Annotated in this window: 16 protein-coding genes; 7 read left to right on the forward strand and 9 right to left on the reverse strand. The window is 53.2% G+C overall.

The window, feature by feature from the left end; genetic code table 11:
• Positions 1-169 precede the first annotated feature (169 nt).
• Positions 170-1684, reverse strand: a complete 1515-nt coding sequence (gene ilvA, locus CIK78_RS01820) for a threonine ammonia-lyase, biosynthetic (RefSeq protein ID WP_096276645.1) — start codon at positions 1682-1684, stop codon at positions 170-172.
• 149 nt (positions 1685-1833) lie between these two features.
• Here ilvA and rpiA point away from each other — a divergent pair, with 149 nt between their 5' ends.
• The gene (gene rpiA / locus CIK78_RS01825) at positions 1834-2505 is read left to right on the forward strand and encodes a ribose-5-phosphate isomerase RpiA (protein ID WP_096276647.1); all 672 of its coding nucleotides are present in this window, start codon (positions 1834-1836) and stop codon (positions 2503-2505) included.
• Positions 2506-2580: 75 nt separating this feature from the next.
• On the opposite strand, the gene waaA is transcribed toward rpiA, so the two are convergent.
• The 3 genes from waaA to CIK78_RS01840 are packed head-to-tail and all read right to left on the reverse strand — an operon-like array spanning position 2581 to position 6391.
• Positions 2581-3873, reverse strand: a complete 1293-nt coding sequence (waaA, locus tag CIK78_RS01830) for a lipid IV(A) 3-deoxy-D-manno-octulosonic acid transferase (RefSeq protein WP_096276649.1) — start codon at positions 3871-3873, stop codon at positions 2581-2583.
• Positions 3873-5303, reverse strand: coding sequence for a bifunctional D-glycero-beta-D-manno-heptose-7-phosphate kinase/D-glycero-beta-D-manno-heptose 1-phosphate adenylyltransferase HldE (gene hldE / locus CIK78_RS01835; protein ID WP_096276651.1), 1431 nt, complete (start codon positions 5301-5303; stop codon positions 3873-3875). The genes waaA and hldE overlap by 1 nt, the downstream gene beginning before the upstream one ends.
• Complete coding sequence (locus tag CIK78_RS01840; protein WP_096276653.1) at positions 5300-6391, reverse strand: glycosyltransferase family 9 protein; 1092 nt, start codon at positions 6389-6391, stop codon at positions 5300-5302. The genes hldE and CIK78_RS01840 overlap by 4 nt, the downstream gene beginning before the upstream one ends.
• Here CIK78_RS01840 and CIK78_RS01845 point away from each other — a divergent pair.
• Positions 6390-7094, forward strand: coding sequence for a 3-deoxy-D-manno-octulosonic acid kinase (locus CIK78_RS01845; RefSeq protein WP_096276655.1), 705 nt, complete (start codon positions 6390-6392; stop codon positions 7092-7094). The two genes, CIK78_RS01840 and CIK78_RS01845, sit on opposite strands and share 2 nt — an antisense overlap.
• Positions 7095-7117: 23 nt before the next feature.
• Here CIK78_RS01845 and CIK78_RS01850 read toward each other — a convergent pair whose 3' ends face one another.
• A complete protein-coding gene (locus CIK78_RS01850) occupies positions 7118-8047 on the reverse strand; it encodes an IS30 family transposase (protein ID WP_052703882.1) in 930 nt (309 codons plus the stop codon).
• A gap of 93 nt (positions 8048-8140) precedes the next feature.
• Here CIK78_RS01850 and CIK78_RS01855 point away from each other — a divergent pair, with 93 nt between their 5' ends.
• From CIK78_RS01855 to CIK78_RS01865, 3 genes are read left to right on the forward strand one after another with little or no spacing between them, the layout of a single operon-like run.
• Positions 8141-8353: a hypothetical protein gene (locus CIK78_RS01855; protein WP_096276657.1), complete on the forward strand. Its 213-nt coding sequence runs from the start codon at positions 8141-8143 to the stop codon at positions 8351-8353.
• Positions 8350-8706 (forward strand): IS66 family insertion sequence element accessory protein TnpB, encoded by a 357-nt coding sequence (gene tnpB, locus CIK78_RS01860; RefSeq protein WP_096276659.1) that lies wholly within the window; start codon positions 8350-8352, stop codon positions 8704-8706. Before CIK78_RS01855 ends, tnpB begins: the two co-directional genes overlap by 4 nt.
• Positions 8707-8751: 45 nt before the next feature.
• Positions 8752-10362: an IS66 family transposase gene (locus CIK78_RS01865; RefSeq protein ID WP_096276661.1), complete on the forward strand. Its 1611-nt coding sequence runs from the start codon at positions 8752-8754 to the stop codon at positions 10360-10362.
• Between the two features lie 198 nt (positions 10363-10560).
• Here the strand turns inward: CIK78_RS01865 and CIK78_RS01870 are convergent, their stop codons facing one another.
• Positions 10561-11460 (reverse strand): glycosyltransferase family 9 protein, encoded by a 900-nt coding sequence (locus CIK78_RS01870; RefSeq protein ID WP_096276663.1) that lies wholly within the window; start codon positions 11458-11460, stop codon positions 10561-10563.
• A complete protein-coding gene (locus CIK78_RS01875) occupies positions 11457-12494 on the reverse strand; it encodes a glycosyltransferase family 4 protein (RefSeq protein ID WP_225734395.1) in 1038 nt (345 codons plus the stop codon). Before CIK78_RS01875 ends, CIK78_RS01870 begins: the two co-directional genes overlap by 4 nt.
• An 82-nt stretch (positions 12495-12576) precedes the next feature.
• Between CIK78_RS01875 and CIK78_RS01880 the strand changes: the two genes are divergently transcribed.
• Together CIK78_RS01880 and CIK78_RS01885 are read left to right on the forward strand one after the other, a co-directional pair.
• Complete coding sequence (locus CIK78_RS01880; protein ID WP_096276667.1) at positions 12577-13329, forward strand: glycosyltransferase family 2 protein; 753 nt, start codon at positions 12577-12579, stop codon at positions 13327-13329.
• Positions 13330-13416: 87 nt separating this feature from the next.
• Positions 13417-15060: a sulfatase-like hydrolase/transferase gene (locus tag CIK78_RS01885; RefSeq protein ID WP_096276669.1), complete on the forward strand. Its 1644-nt coding sequence runs from the start codon at positions 13417-13419 to the stop codon at positions 15058-15060.
• Here CIK78_RS01885 and waaF read toward each other — a convergent pair.
• Together waaF and rfaD are read right to left on the reverse strand one after the other, a co-directional pair.
• Complete coding sequence (gene waaF, locus CIK78_RS01890) at positions 15050-16093, reverse strand: lipopolysaccharide heptosyltransferase II (protein ID WP_096276671.1); 1044 nt, start codon at positions 16091-16093, stop codon at positions 15050-15052. The two genes, CIK78_RS01885 and waaF, sit on opposite strands and share 11 nt — an antisense overlap.
• A complete protein-coding gene (gene rfaD / locus CIK78_RS01895) occupies positions 16086-17042 on the reverse strand; it encodes an ADP-glyceromanno-heptose 6-epimerase (RefSeq protein ID WP_096276673.1) in 957 nt (318 codons plus the stop codon). Before rfaD ends, waaF begins: the two co-directional genes overlap by 8 nt.
• Between the last annotated feature and the right edge of the window lie 67 nt (positions 17043-17109).

Here is a 17109-nt window from a genome sequence, read left to right on the forward strand (position 1 = left end):
TAATTTCGGCCACGACTATAGGGCTATAAGGGCACCGTTGACAACAGCATAACCAACATTTTTTCACGCTTAATGAAACGTTTTCGTTAACAAATGTTGCCTAGCTGCTCTGGCGTTCAGGGTAAGCAACCACTTACAATCGGGCAAATGATCACTCGGGCAAACGATATTAGGCCATGAATAAACGATAAGCGGGGTTATCACTCTCCCGCCAATAGCGGTAGCCAATAGCGTCTAAATGCTCAGCCACATGAGACCTGTCTCCATTAGGCACTTGCATGCCCACCAGCACACGACCATAGGCAGCGCCATGGTTGCGATAGTGGAACAATGAGATATTCCAGTCATGGGGCAGCTGGGTAAGGAAGTTCATTAGCGCGCCCGGGCGTTCAGGGAACTCAAAGCGATAGACTTCCTCTTCAAAACGCTCGCTGGGGCGTCCGCCGCTAAGGTGGCGAATATGCAGCTTCGCCAACTCGTTATCGGTAAGATCTTCTACCTGATAGTCATTTTCACGAAGTTTGTCGATCACCGCCTGGCGGTCTTCTCCACCCGGCTTCACCTGGATCCCCACGTAAACATGCGCTTCAGTGCTGTCGGCATAACGGTAGCTAAACTCAGTCACCATACGCTTGCCTAGCGTACGGCAGAACTTTTTAAAACTGCCGGGTTTTTCGGCAATAGTGACCGCCAGGATCGCTTCGCGCTGTTCGCCTAGCTCCGTGCGTTCGGCAATGTGCTGCAGGCGGTCAAAATTGGTATTTGCGCCGGAGTTAATGCACAGCAGCGTTTGCCCTTCAGCACCGGTTTGCTGAATATACTTTTTCAGTCCTGCCAGCGACAGCGCGCCAGAGGTTTCCGCCACGGCCCGAGTGTCCTCAAAAATATCTTTCACCGCCGCGCACATTTCATCGGTATTGACGGTAATGACATCATCAACCAGGTCTTTCACTAGCGAAAAAGGCACCTCGCCAATTTGCGCTACCGCGACGCCTTCGGCAAACACGCCCACTTGATCGAGCACGACCCGCTCCCCGGCTTCGAGAGCCGCTTTGAGGCATGCGCTGTCTTCGGCTTCCACCCCGATTACTTTGATATCGGGACGCAAATATTTAACGTAGGCCGCCACGCCGGCAATCAGCCCGCCGCCGCCAACCGGTACAAAGATGGCATCTAGCCGCCCGGCGTGTTGGCGCAAAATCTCCATCCCCACCGTGCCCTGCCCAGCGACCACATCAATATCGTCAAAGGGGGGAATATAGGTATAGCCATGCTCGCTAATCAGCTCCTGCGCATACTCCGCCGCCGCAGCGAAAGCATCGCCTTTAAGTATGACCTTGGCGCCCCGAGCGCGTACCGCCTGCACTTTAATCTCGGGCGTGATACGCGGCATCACAATCACGGCCTTAACACCCATGAGCTTCGCGGCCATGGCAAGCCCCTGCGCGTGATTACCGGCAGAAGCTGCAATCACACCTTTGTCTTTTTGCGCCTGGGTTAGCTGCGCCATTTTGTTGTACGCACCGCGAATCTTGAACGAAAAAACCGGCTGTAGATCTTCACGCTTAATCAGAATCTGGTTGTTGAAGCGACGCGACAAAAAGGGAGCAGGGGAAATCGGGGTCTCACAAGCGGCTTCATAGACGCGGGCTTGGAGGATCTTTTTGACGGTTGCTTCTAGCATGCGGGTATCCCAAGGGAAGAACGTGAACGGACAAAGCTTTTATTGGTAGCAGATTACGGCTAGCGGCGTCTAGCCGTGTTTCCATCGGCAAGCACCGTTTAGGCCGTTATACTAACGTCACTACCTCATTTCTAATGCACAGGCTTGCTATGAATCAGGATGAATTGAAGGCCGCGGTGGCGGACGCTGCGATTGAAGAAATTAAATCTCAGCTCGAAAAAGATACCATCTTAGGCATTGGTACGGGCTCTACGGCCAATCTATTTATTGATCGCCTCGGCCCGCTACGTCATCTATTTCAAGGTGCCGTGGCCAGTTCCGACGCCAGTGCTAAACGTCTCGAAAAACTCGGCATTGAGGTATTTGAGCTCAACAGCGTTGGCACAGTACCCTTTTATATCGACGGCGCAGACGAAGTGAATGCTAACTTACATATGATTAAAGGCGGCGGCGCTGCGCTTACTCGTGAAAAGATTGTCGCCGCCTGCGCCGAGCGCTTTATCTGCATCGCAGATGACTCAAAGTACGTGCCTCAACTAGGCAACTTCCCCTTACCGGTTGAAGTCATTCCCATGGCACGCTCCTATGTCGCCCGTGAGCTAGTGGCGCTGGGTGCAGAGCCGGTTTACCGCCAGGGAGTGCTGACAGACAACGGTAATCCTATTATCGACTGCTACGATTTCATGATTAGTGACCCTGTCGCGATGGAGGCCAAAATCAACGCCATCGTCGGCGTCGTCACCAACGGTCTGTTTGCAGCTCGCAGCGCCGATGTTCTGCTGTTGGGTAAACCTGGAGGCGTAGAGCGCATAGTTCTGTAAATAAGTTTTTTTAAATAAGTTCTTTAAATGAGCCCGTTAAATGGGACCGCTAAATTAGCCTCCTGAATCAGTGCACTAACGAGGTAACAACGCTTCCAGCCCTTCAAGCGTGCGGGCCAGTGCACCAGTATGGCGATGAATCACTTCACGACCGGCTTGCCCCACTTGAAGGGCAAGCTGCGGATTAGCGAAATAATGCGCTAAGGCACTCGCCAAAGCCTCCGGGGTTTCGACCAGCGTTAGCGCCCCTGCCGCCTGTAGCGGCTCAGCCACATCGGCAAAATTTTCGATATAAGGGCCGCTGAGTACAGGCCTTCCTAGCGCTGCCGGTTCTAGCACATTGTGCCCTCCAAGCGGCACCATACTACCCCCCACAAAGGCAACATGGCCCGCCGCATACAGCGTTGCTAGTTCGCCCAGCGTATCACCTAGATAAACCTGTGTTTGCGCCGTCACGGGCTGCTGTTGGCTGCGGCGGCTGAGCGCCCAACCTGCGGCAAGGCACGCGTTGGCTACGTCATCAAAACGCTGGGGATGGCGGGGTACCATTACCAGTAACGCCTCAGGATAGCGTCGCAGCAGCAGGCCATGGGCCTCAAGCAATAGCGCTTCTTCGCCTTCTCGAGTGGAACCCGCCACCCAAATCGGACGCTCTTTCCACTCATGAAGTAAGCGCTCACCCTCGCTGAGCGCCTTTTTCTGACTGGCCATTTCGAACTTTAACGAGCCAACGACGTTGATGGCTTCTGCACGGCAACCCAGCGCTTTAAAACGCTCGGCGTCTGCCGGTGATTTTGCGGCTAGCCAGCGAATATCGGCCAGGGTGCTGGTCATTAGCGGGCGTAAGCGCCGGTAGCGCTTGAAAGCCCGTGGCGATAAACGCCCATTAACGACAGCCACCGGCACGTCTTGTTGGCGACAGGCGTGTATCGCGTTGGGCCACAGCTCGGTTTCAAATAAAATAGCTAGCTCAGGCTGAACACGCCGCACAAAGCGTTTAGCCGCGCCGGGAAAATCCAGCGGCAGAAAGCAATGCGTCAGCCGAGCTTGATCGTGGGAGGACTGCTCATCGATCAGTGACTTGACCTGCCCGGCGCCACTAGCCGTCATGGTAGTCAGCACAACGCTGTGCCCTGGATAAGACTTTAAAAGCCCTTCAATCAGCGGCCGGGCGGCGCGCACTTCACCCACCGAGGCACAGTGCAGCCAGATACGTGGCGCGGGCGGAAGCTGCCCAAGCCTTATTCCAAGACGCTGCCAGCGTGAGTGAGTGCTTACTTGCTCTCGCCAGATACGCCAGCCGATTAGCGGCGATAGCGTATAGAGCGCCGCTGAGTACGCAAGCCGTGGCCAAGCCGGCGAGGCCATTAGCGCTCGCGATCTAGAATGGAGCTAATCATCGCAGAGGTCGAGACGCCGTCTTCAAACCCAAGCACCTTGACCTCGCCTCCATTGGCAATAACGGCGGCCCCTCCGGCGATATCTTCGGGCCTATAGTCCCCCCCTTTCACCAAAATATCCGGCAGGATCAATTCGATCAGCGCTTGGGGCGTGTCATCACTAAACGGCACAACCCAATCCACGGCGCCGAGCCCCGCTAACACCTGCATACGTCGGATTAGCGGATTAATTGGCCGCTTAGGCCCCTTCAGACGGCCAATGGAAGCATCGTCATTGACTGCCACGATTAAACGGTCACCGAGCCGCTTGGCCTGCTCCAGGTAGGCAACGTGTCCGGCGTGCAAAATATCAAAGCATCCGTTGGTCATCACCACCCGCTCACCGCGCAGTTGAGCGGCACGCACCGCATCCGCCAGCACAGTGGGTTCAATCACGCCAAACTCGGCCAGTTTGTCACCGTGTAACGCAGTATACAGCTCGGCAATCGACAGGATCGCCGTGCCAGGTTTGGCCACCACTAACCCCGCACCTAAATTAGCCAGCATCATGGCCTCGGGCAGCGCGTGCCCCGCTGCTAATGCCAACCCCATCAGGCCGATAACGGTATCGCCCGCGCCGGTCACATCAAATACTTCCTGGGCACGCGTCGGTAAATGCAGCGGCGGCTGGCCTTCGCGGATCAGCGTCATGCCTTTTTCGCTACGGGTAATGAGCAGCGCTTCCAACGCTAACTCAGCGCGCAGCGCTTCACCGCGGCTTGATAACTCAGCATCGGTGGCGCAGGGGCCAACGACCGCTTCAAACTCAGCTAGATTGGGGGTCATTAAACTCGCCCCGCGGTACTTGCTGAAATCTTGCCCCTTGGGATCAATTAACACGCGCTTACCGCTGGCACGCGCCTTAGCGATGAGGCTTTCAACTTGGTTCAGCGTGCCTTTGCCGTAATCAGAAAGGATCACAATATCGCAGTGAGGTAGCGCCGCTTCCACGTGAGCTAAAAGCTCGGAGGTGTCGACATTATCCAAGCGCTGTTCAAAGTCCAGACGCAGCAGCTGCTGATTACGACTCATCACACGAAGCTTCGTAATCGTTGGCACATCGGCACTATGCTGAAAGTAAGTGCTCACACTGGAAGCCAAAAGGCTAGCTTCCAACAGCTGAGCATTATCGTCTTGGCCCACCACTCCAGCCAATACGGCGTGGCCTCCTAGCGAGGTAATGTTCAATGCCACATTAGCGGCTCCGCCCGGGCGGTCCTCAACGTCTTCGACGCGCACCACCGGCACCGGCGCCTCTGGCGAAATACGCGAAGTACCACCGTGCCAATAGCGGTCTAACATCACGTCCCCCACGACCAGCACACGGGCATGCTCTAGGGCAGTTAAATCAATTTTCATGGGTGCTCCTTAACGCTAGCCGTTACAGCGGTATGCGCCAAAAGTGCATCTAACTTGGCGATAACATCATCTGCTTTAATCAGCATCATGGCGCTGGGATGACGAACTCGCTGGCCCCAATTAACGTCCTCCACCGATTTGTGGAGATAGGTACGCACAGCCTCTGGATAAGCGTTGACCGCGAAGTCACGCCAGCAATAGGGCGCCGCGCGCATAGGATTGGTCGATGCATATAGCCCCAGCGCCGGCGTGCCCACGGCGTTGGCCATATGAATAGGCCCAGTATCCGGTGCGATCACTGCGCGTGCTTGGTCAATTAGCGCCAGAACCCCTTTCAAGGACGTGCCGCCAATAGCATTAATGACGCTGTCAGGCTGACAAAGCGTTTCAATGTGATCGCCTATTGCACGCTCTTGAACACTACCCCCGCCGGTCAACACGCTTTTAAGACCGTGATGTACCCAAGCATGTTCAATAACACTGGCGTAGCCTTCTACCGACCAATTGCGGAAATTACGCAGGCGAACGTTGCTGCAAGGATTAATCACTAGATAAGGCGCCTCGCCGCTAATCACGCGCGCCTCGTTTAGCGCCGTCGACGAGATGGGTAAATCCCATTCCAATCGATCGTCTTCTACCCCCAGCACGCGTGCAAAGTCCATAAACGACTCCAGCACGTGAGCATTGGAATGGGGCGCTAGCTGATACTGGGTAAACCAGTGCTGGGCATCTTTGGCACGCGCTTTGTCGTAACCCACCCGCACATTGGCCTTTAGCCCCAGTGACAGAACGCTGGCGCGAATGGCCTGTTGCATATGCAGCAGTACGTCAAAGCGAGTATCGGCAAGCTGACGCCACAGCGCGCGCATGCCGGCAAGGCCGGTTGATTTGTCGTAAACGACGAACTCGACCCCGGAAAGGCCTGCCAGTAGACTGTGCTCCCCCTTACCTATAATCCAGGTAATACGTGCGTCAGGCCACTGGCGCTGTAACGCCCGCACCGTGGGCACCAGATTGCATACGTCTCCTAAAGCAGAGAGGCGCAAAATGGCAATGTGTTTGGGCTGAACAGGCAGAGAGGGCTTCATGCGCTTAGCGGCACTCCGGCAGAAAAATAGTCTGATTTTACATGATGCAGACAGTTTATGTGACGCACCGGGAACACACCAAATTCATCCGGGCTTATTCACGAGCGATTATTGGCGCAGGCAGGGGCTCATTGTGGGTGAAGCCCCGGGGCGAGGTAGCAGCTTTTTTCTGCAGGCAACGCCTACTGAACAATGGGTATTAAGGCCTTATCGACGCGGTGGTATGGCGGCCAGGCTAAGTGCGAAACGCTACCTTTGGACAGGAACTGAGCGTACACGAGCGTTTCGTGAGCTGCGCTTAACCGCTACTCTTTTTGCGCAAGGGCTCCCCGTACCGCGCCCCGTCGCCAGCTGCGTTACCCGGCATGGTTTAACCTATGAGGCTGCGTTGATGACGGTACGCATCCCCGGTGCACGGGCGCTAGCCGAGCTGCTTAACCATCGTCAGGCAGATGATGCGTTATTGCAGCAAGTAGGCTCGATGGTTAAACGCTTTCATCAGGCAGGGCTTGATCACGTGGACTTAAATGCCCGCAATATCCTGATCGATAGTAACGACACGCCGTGGTTGATCGACTTAGATCGCTGCCGGCTACGATCGCCGGGCAAGTGGCAGAACGACAACTTAACTCGCCTGAAGCGATCGCTCATAAAATTTAACGCGGAAAATAGCTATTCATCAATACTAGACGGCTATCAGTAATTACATAGCTTTTACACCTGAATTCAAGTAATAAGTGCAGCACCTGCGGTATCCAGGGCACCTGAGTACTCACCCAGGAACACCTGTGCCGGTGTTCGATAACCGAGCCGTTTTCTCGGACGGTCATTCAGTTTTTTGACGACCTTTCTTAGCTCGCCATCTGTCACCTGCCGGAAGTCAGTCCCCTTGGGGTAGTACTGCCGGATGAGGCCATTCGTATTTTCATTGGTCCCACGCTGGCCGGAACAGTAAGGATCACAGAAGTAAATTGAGGCGCTCACCGCCTTGGCCACTGCCTCGTGGTTGGCAAACTCCGAGCCGTTGTCCAGCGTCACGGTTTTGACAGCGCCACGCCTCGGCGTTAGCAGTCGGATCATAGCCTTCTGTGTCAGCTCGGCAGTGATATGGGATAGCCGAGCTGCCAATAAATAGCCACTGCGGCGCTCAACGAGGGTGACTAACCCTGACTGTTTGTGCCCCTTGAGCACCGTGTCGCCTTCCCAGTGGCCAATCATGAGCCGGTCATCCACATCGGCGGGGCGATGTTCGATACCGACCCGGTTAGGGATTTTACCGAGCCCAGCGCTCTTGGCATGAGCACGGTGCTTGCTGCGCCGCTTAGGCTGACGAAGGTGTCGCCAAAGATCGCCGCCACGGACTTTGTCATCCCAGATCAAGGAGTAGATCCACTGATGGCTGACGCCAATGCCGATCAAAGGCGCCATGAAGCCGCTAATTTGCTCTGGACTCCACTCCTCACGTAGTTGCTTGGCGACGATGTTGACCATGCTGGGCAGGCGCTTTGTCCATTTCCAGGCGGTACGTCGCCGGTCGTTACTACGGCACTGAGCCATCTCAGGTTCATAACCTTCGCCTGTCGCATTACGACGCAACTCACGGCTTATCGTGCTGTTATGAACGCCAAGGTTTTTAGCGGCCTGTCGCTGGCTCATCCCTACCCCAATACAGTAAACGCGCCACTAACCACATCTTCTCAAGCGGAGTTTTGCTGACCACACTGAGGTTTCTTCATCCAGGAGATCCTCATGATCCAAGAACTCAACTCCATGCAGGCGTTTTGGCTCGGGCATCTGTATCACGCCTCGGTGCGCGAGATTCCCCTCAGCGAATACGCCTCGCAACAAGAACTTACCTTAGCCGATCTACTGCTCTGGGAAAAACGTTTGAACGTTCGCGGCTTACCGGTGCCACCCCGTCATCGTCCTGCCCGCTTTGTAAAAGTGGCGGTGGCGCCATGATCCGTCCGAGCACTCACCTGACCGTATACCTTTGTCGCGAATCGGTGGACATGCGCAAACAGATCGACGGGCTGGCCTTGTTGGTTCAGGAGGCCATGGAGCTGAACCCGTTTGATAAGGCGTTGTTTGTCTTTGGCAATCGCCAGCGGGATAAAATCAAACTACTGTTCTGGGAGCGTAACGGCTTTGTCGTCTGGTATAAGCGCCTGGAGCGTGAGCGATTCAAGTGGCCAACGCACCTGGACGGTGACGCCGTGACCTTAAGTGGCCAGGAACTGAACTGGCTGCTAGACGGCTATGACCTGAAGGCCATGCAGCCTCATAAAGCATTGAATTTTAAGTGTGTTGGCTGATTTTTTTGCTCCGCTTTTTAATGGTTTTTTGATACACTTCAAGGCATGAAAAGCACCACGCCCCCCGCCCAGGACATCTCCCAACTGCAGCGCCAGGTCAAAGCGCAGCAGCAAGAGATTGCGCAACTTCATCGCCTGATGGAGAAAAAAGAGGCGCAGTGGGAAGCCACCAAACAGTCACTTTATGAGCAGTTCCGCCTGGCATTAGAACGCCAGTTTGGCCCTTCCACGGAAAAGTACGGCATCAAGCAGGGCGATCTGCTGATTAATGAGGCCGAACTCATCGTCGATGACGACGAAGGTGCCGCAGATGAGGCGCCCGCTGACGTCGCCGATGGCGACGCTTCTGCAACGCCGCCTGATAATGTCGCACCTTCGGCCAACAAGCGTACCCGCGGCGGACGCGTCGCCTTGCCGCCTGAACTGCCTCGTGTCGAGGTGGTGCATACGCTGGACGCTACCGAGCGTTGTTGTGCCGAAGACGGCACCGAGCTTAAGGTCATCGGTGAAGAGGTCAGTGAAGAACTTCATGTTGTGCCCGCACGGGTAGAAGTGATCCGTCATGTGAGGCGTAAATACGCCTGCCCAATCTGCGAAGGAAACGTCAAGACCGCCCCGGCACCGGCCAAGCTGCTGCCCAAGAGCAATGCCAGTGCCACCTTACTGGCCTATGTCGCTACCGCGAAGTACCAGGATGCCTTGCCGCTTTACCGGCAGAGCCAGATCTTTACCCGCCACGGTGCCCATCTGCCTCGAAATACACTGGCACGCTGGATGGTGCAGACCGGTGAGCGCCTCTTGCCGCTGATCGAGACGCTGCGTAAGCAACTGCTAAACGCCCCGCTGATCCACATGGATGAGACCACCCTGCAGGTTAATCAGGAAGAAGGCCGCAAGGCCAGCGCCACCTCGTACATGTGGGTGCAGCGCGGTGGTCCGCCGGGTCAACAGGTCGTGTTGTTCGACTATGACCCCAGTCGTGCCGGGCGTGTGCCCCTACGCTTGTTGGGCGATTACAGTGGCTGCCTGCTCACCGATGGTTATGAAGGCTATGCCGAGGTCGTGCGGCGTAATGACATCACCCATGCTGGATGTTGGGCGCATGCTCGCCGCAAGTTCATCGAGGCTCAGAAAGCGCAGCCGAAAAATAAAACCGGCAAGGCCGGATGGGCGCTGAACCAGATCAGCAAGCTCTATGGCGTTGAAAAACAGGCCAGAGCGCTGGCACCTGCAGCACGCCAGGCGTTACGCGATCAAAAGAGCCGCCCACTGATCACTCAACTGCGCACCTGGCTCGACAAGTCCCAGGCGCAGGTGCTACCCAAAAGCACGCTAGGGAAAGCCCTGCACTATCTGGATGGCCAGTGGCCACGCCTGACCCGCTTCCTTGACGACGGGTGCATCCCGCTGGATAACAATCCGGCCGAAAACGCCATCCGTCCCTTCGTGGTTGGCCGTAAGAACTGGCTGTTCAGCCACACGCCAAGCGGAGCGCAAGCAAGCGCGGCAATCTACAGCCTGATCGAAACGGCCAAAGCCAACGGCCTGTCGCCTTACGGCTACCTGCAGCACGTCTTCGAAACGCTGCCGACGCTGAACGAAGACGATCTCAGTGCACTGTTGCCCTGGCACTGGAAAGAAACCTTACCTACCTGAGAAATGCTTAGCTAGATGTGGTTAGTGGCGCGCTTACCCAATACAAGCGTGAATCTGGTATCGTTGGGCCTGGGTCAGTTGTCGGTATCCCATGCTCTGCTTCACTTTGGTCGGTAAAGCAGGGAGGGTACCGGCGCTGGCCCTCCTGCTTCTACCGGGTGGTCCAAAGTGCTGCAGTTATTCTATGAATCCAGGACACTAAGCCTTTTGCTCTAACAGCTCTTTTGCTAACTGCATCACGTCATCAACCGCAATAGCAGGCACGCCAATAGAGCAAGAAACAGAGCGGCTATTGTCTCTCGTCAAAAACCACTCGGGCAGAGATTCTTTAAATAGAACAATTTGCCTGACACCTAAAATGTGGGCAATGTGAGAAGGCCCACAGTCATTGCTAACAAAAATCTTACATCCTTCTACCATGCTAAACAGAAGATCGACACTCGGCTGATTAAAGACCGTATATCCTTTGCTTTTTAGTATGCTTGTTTCTTCAGTTTCTTGCGGGCCCGTAATGAAAAACACGTTTTTTTCACCGCTTTCGACAAACTGATCAGCCAACTGCATGTATTTTTCTATTGGCCACTTCTTTTCCTCTTTACCTGCCCCCGGAACGAGCAAAACACTGTCTAAAAAACGTTCATCGTGGCTAATAAACCGTTGCAAATAAGGGACAGAAGATGCGCATTTTTCATTCATTAATTGTAAAAATAAATCTGCTCTATAGATAGATACATCTAACGGTAGCGTGTGCGTGTAAAAAGCCCCCGTTTTCTTAAATCCAATGCGATGAGGTATCTTCAACAACAGCATTTGTAGAGCAACACCAATACTCGAAGGCCTCAAATTGAATCCGATATCAAAATTATATTTTTTAAGTAAATAAAATTTATCTCTTTTCTCAACAACTTCTAAACCATCTAAAAATCCACTATCGACAAGAAAACTAGCACTATTGTTTTTTGTTACGCCAACCAATGTAGCCCCTGGGTACTTTTCCCTTAGCATCACTAAAAATGGCACGTGCACTAAATGGGCACCAAAAAAAGGCCTGTTATGTAAAAAAATCACAATATGGCGTTCATTTAATAGCATTGTCATTTTTGGGCTAGCTCTTTATATCGCTGACTATACTTCTCAGCCATCGCATCACTACTGTAAAGATGCAGTGATGAAAATGCAGTATCTACAACATGATGCCTTAACATAGCGTTGTCTCTGAGCATCAAGAGCCGATCTTTTATTTCACTAGCACTGCCAACAGAAACCAGAAAACCTGTTTCATTAGTTTTTATAAGATCAGGAATGCCGCCGACATTGCTCGCTATAATAGGAACCCGAGCGTTCATCACGTCCAAAAGCACCGATCCTAACCCTTCATTTCTTGAGGGGAATACAAACACATCAAATCCAGACAAATAATCATTAATATTATCTTTAAATCCCGCCCAGACAATATTACTAATACCTTCGCTTTCTTTTTTTAGCGCTGCCTCGTCTTCGCCTTTACCGAAAAAAACAAAAACATACTCAGGGTAATCATGCTCTAAACTTTTGGCTACTTCCATTAACACGCGTTGCCCTTTATGACGATCCACAAGCGCACCAGCATGCCCAATAATAATTTTGTTTGGATATTGCTGCCTAAACTCAACGGCTACTTTCGGGTCGTTTACAGCGCCAGAATGAGCACTTGGAATCGTGTATATAGAAGACGTGGTAAAACTTTTTAGCTGCTCGGCAATAACGCTAGAAATTGCCACGCAGTAGCCTGCATTTCGATAAAAAACAGTATTGCTCCATTTACGCTTAATCGGCGTATCGACACGGCGAGTAATAATATAAGGCGTTTGATAAAGCTTATTATGCAGCCAGGCCCAATGCACTGCTTTGGCTTCATGCGCATGGACAATATCAGCGCTGCCTGCTTGCCTATGGCCAGCCAATTGATGACCTGCATTAACAAAGACCACGCCCGGAGTATCGGCTAGTTCAGCGCGTAGCGGTGAGGACAATTGACACACGAGTGTTTGGCGCTTTATCTCACTTATCTTAGCGAGTGCTTGAATTAAAAGAACTGTTTGACGCTCTCCTCCACGAAAGCCTTTGGCTAGATTGACATGAATAATGTGCAAAAGCGCCTCCTGGGAGTCATTTGGCTTTAAAAGCCGATATAATAGCATTGCTTTCTCATTCTCTAACAGGACAGACATCCTCATGCCCGCTGGCGTTAGCGTAGTTATCATCACTCGAAATGCTGCCTCGACGCTGCAGCGTACTCTGGATGCCGTGCAATGTTTCGATGACGTTGTGGTTTATGACAACGGCTCAAGCGACGACACAATGCATATTGCCTCTGGCTATTCGAACGTTTCACTGCATGAGGGTGACTTTCTTGGCTTTGGCCCGACAAAGCGTTTTGCGGTCTCTCTAGCAAAACATGACTGGATCTTGTCGCTAGATGCCGATGAGGCTCCCTCTGAAGAGCTTATAGAGGCCATCGCTTCATGGTGCCCCAGCGCAGCCTCTAACGATCTTGGACAGATACGACGCGAGAATTGGATGATGGGCAGGCCTGTTCGCTATTCAGGGTGGGGGAAAGACTGGCTCGTGCGTCTATTCAACCGACGCTGCCATAATTTTAATGATGCGATGGTTCACGAATCTATTCTACTGAGCGAGACCAGCCGTCTTCAGCGCTTGTCAGGCATCATTGAACATACTGCGGTGACAGATTTGTCTCAGTTTCTTGAAAAAATAAACCGCTACTCGAGCCTTCGCGCCGAGTCAGGAAAGCTTAAACACTATCCTGCAGCCATCGTTTTTCTAAAAGCCATCTTTGCTTTTCTACGCACCTATGTACTACAGCACGGTTGGCTCGATGGCTGGAGAGGATTAGTCATTTCTGTTTCAAACGCCAACGGCGTATTTTGGAAGTATATGAAACAGTCGGTAAGAAACCACCCATGACCTCAGAGCTGTCCCTGAGACTCACCCTTTTAAAAAACAGGCAACACTAGATTGTTTACGGAATTCGCCTGACACAATAGGTTATCTATGCATTCTCGTGCTATTCAAAAAATAGCGTTAGTTATTATTGGTTTATGTCTTGGTTATGCGGTCACTGTACTGACACGCCTGCCGTGGTGGACACTGTTTATTGTCGCTGCCGTGTGGATTGGCCTGGGGCTCAAACTGCGCTGGGGCCAACCCGCTAATGCTCGCTATCGCAAAATCTGGCCGTGGTCACTGTTACCGCTAAGCCTTTGGGGTATCTACGTTTACTTGGCAGATAGTTTTGGCATTGTCGACTTAGGGGCGGTGTTTTTCCATCTCCAGGCTGGCATCGCCGAGCACGGTGGCGCGGGTAAAATGTTTACCGCTGTGCTTTATACGTTGGTCATGATCGGCGTGCTGGCAGCTGTCACTTGGCTATCGCGCCACGACCAACGCTGGCGCTTAGCCGAGCGTTTTTTCGCTATTGTACTACTGGCTAGCAACCCGCTGCTGTTTGGCTTAGGCCAGCGCAGCGCATCAATTGTCACTGATGATGGAGCTTGGCTGGACCGGCGCTATAAGGCACCGCCTACCGAAGAGCTACAAGATCCGCCCAATTTACTCATCATGTATCTAGAGAGCCTCGAACGAACTTACTCCAATGAGCTTTTCGGCGATGTCTACGCAGACCTTGATGCGCTTGGAGAGCGAGGCGCAGTCTTTGAAGGTATACGTCAGATGGATAACACCGGCTGGACGATGGCCGGAATGATCGCCAGTCAGTGTGGCGTCCCTTTAATGCCAGCAGGCCTTATCCACGACTCTCAATTTGAGCCGCTTTCAAAAGTTGCACCTGGCGTCGATTGTCTTGGTGATGTACTTGCTGCGCAGGGCTATCAACTGAGCTATCTAGGCGGTGCCAGTACTCAGTTTGCAGGTAAGGGGCTGTTCTATCGTGGCCATCAATTCAATAATGTGAAAGGCCGTGAAGATCTAGAACCACTGCTAGATGACCCTGAGTATGTCAACAGCTGGGGGCTGTATGACGACTCGCTTTACGATATTACCGCCGATGAAATACGCCGACTAGATAGCGAAAATAACGGCCCCTGGGGCGTTGTGAGCCTCAACCTTGCTGGCCATGCGCCGCACGGCTACCCCTCGCAAGCCTGTGTGGAGCAACAGGGCGAGTTCGATGGGCAGGATATCCTGTATTCCGTGCAGTGTTCGGCGTGGCTAGCGCGCAGTTTTATTGAGCGCTTAGAGGCAGAAGGACTTCTCGATAACACGCTCGTCATGGTGCTCAGTGATCATCTTACAATGCGCGTGTCGGTCTGGGATCAGCTGACGGCGATGGATCGTGATAATACGCTGATTATGTTCGGAGAAGGCATTGAGCCCCGGCGTATTCGCCGCGATGCGACCACGCTGGATATCTTTCCCACGCTGTTGGATGCGCTTGGGTTTAATTTAGCAGAGCAGCGAGCCGGCCTCGGAACGTCGTTATTCAGTGATAAGCAGACGCTGGTCGAGATTCATGGCATTGAAGTAATAAATCAGCGCCTAAGAGAAGAGACTGCGCTTCAGCACCGCCTTTGGGAAGGAATATCGCCTCAGCGCCGCGAGCCTCAAGAAGCTGCCCCCCTAGAGCAAACGCTGGAAACGCCAGCGGATATTGCCGACGAAATTGATATCATTCATTAGTCATCATACCGCCCTGCTGCCGATCAGCGTGTATTGCTTGATACACCTGATCAACGCTCAGCTGATTAAGGCAATTGGTATGCCCTAATGGACAAGTGCGCTCAAAGCAGGGCGAGCAGGATAGTGCAAGATAATGGATGGCGGCGTTATCCGTCATTGGCGGCGTGTAGATGGGCGATGAAGAGCCATAGAGCGCATGAACGCGAACCCCTACCGCCGCCGCCACGTGCATCAAGCCTGAATCGTTGGTAACCACCTGTCGGCAATCGGCGAGTAGATCAACCGCATCGGCAAGCTGCGTTTTACCGCAGAGGTTATGGGCATGGGCAAGCCCTTGCACTATCGCCTCCCCTGCCGCGTGATCTTTTTGCCCACCCAGCACGCGCACCTCAAAACCGTCTTGCACCAGCCGTTTTGCTAAAGCATGAAAATAACTGACGGGCCACTGTTTGGCGGGGCCATACTCCGCGCCCGGCATCAAACCAACGGCCGGGCGTGATGAAAGCGAGTGAGCTAGACGCAAGTTCACCAGGTTATCGCTGTCAATCTGCAAACGAGGCTTGGGTAATAAAAAGTCACCTCTCTCCGTTTCAGCCAGCGGTAGCCCAAGCGATACAAAGCGCTTTACCGTTTGATCAAGCACTTGCTTATTGAGCTTACGGCGCTCTTTAAGCAGCCCGTAGCGGTGCTCGCCTATAAAGCCAACACGCTCGGGTATCCGCGCCATAAAGGGGACGAGCGCGGCCTTCCAAGATCGGGGCAGCACAATAGCGCGATCAAAGCGCCCACGCAGCTGTTTGGCAAGCTCCCGACGGCTAGCCAAGCCAAACTCTCCGTGGCCCACCGTCAGTGGCAAGACCTCATCCACTTCGGGCATGCGCTCTAAAATAGGCTGTGACCACGCCGGTGCAACGACGGCAATCGTCGCACCGGGCTGGCGGGCTTTTAAGGTCATAAACAGGCTTTGTGCCATGACCATATCGCCCACCCATGAAGGGCCAATAATCAGCAGACGCGGCGCTGGATTAGCCATTCAACCACCCCAGGTAGGCCTTAACCCCTTGAGCAACGGTTTTAAATTCAACATTACAGCCGCTGCCACGCAGCGCATCAATATCGGCACGCGTATAGCTCTGATAGCGTCCTTTAAGCTCGTCAGGAAAGGCGATGTAGTCGATCTCACCTTTGCCGTAAAAACCGATTACCGCCTCGCCTATCGCTTTAAAAGGCTCCGCTCGTCCGGTACCCAGATTGAAAATGCCTGACTTATCGGGATTATCCAAAAACCATAGGTTTACATCGACGACGTCACCGACATAAACGAAGTCGCGGCTCTGCATGCCCGCCTCATAGCCTCCATAGGCGCCAAACAGCTTCAGCGTTTCATCGTTACGTACTTGCAGATGATTGTGATACGCCACGCTGGCCATTTTGCCCTTATGCTGCTCACGGGGCCCATACACATTGAAATAGCGAAAGCCCACCACCTGCGTCGTCAGCTCGCTCCAGCGCGAACGCACATGCTGATCAAACAGCAGCTTTGAATAGCCATAAACGTTGAGCGGCTTTTCACACTCGGGGGTTTCTTTGAATACCTCGCTTCCACCGTAGGTCGCAGCAGAGGATGCGTATAGAAATGGGATACCCTGCTGTTCGCAATAATTCAGCAACACCTTGGAGTACTCGAAGTTATTTTCCATCATGTAATGGCCGTCCCATTCGGTCGTATCCGAACAAGCGCCTTCATGGAAAATGGCTTCAATCTTCGGTAAGTCGACGCTCTCGCCTCTCAGCGCTGCTTTTATCCTAACGAGAAAATCGTCTTTATCCAGGTAGTCGGCCAGCGTGCAGTCGGCTAAATTGACGAATTTGGTGCCGTCGCGCAAATCGTCGACCACCATCACGTCGTTTCTGCCGCGCGCATTTAACGCTTTAACCAAGTTAGCTCCGATAAAACCGGCACCGCCTGTGATCACAATCATGCTGTTCTCCTTATCTAAAGCGGCTTGTTGGCATACGTGCCTATAACCCATCTGCCTAGGATTGTAT

Source organism: Halomonas sp. JB37, from assembly GCF_002332255.1.
In the GTDB taxonomy this organism is placed as follows: Bacteria; Pseudomonadota; Gammaproteobacteria; order Pseudomonadales; family Halomonadaceae; genus Vreelandella; species Vreelandella casei.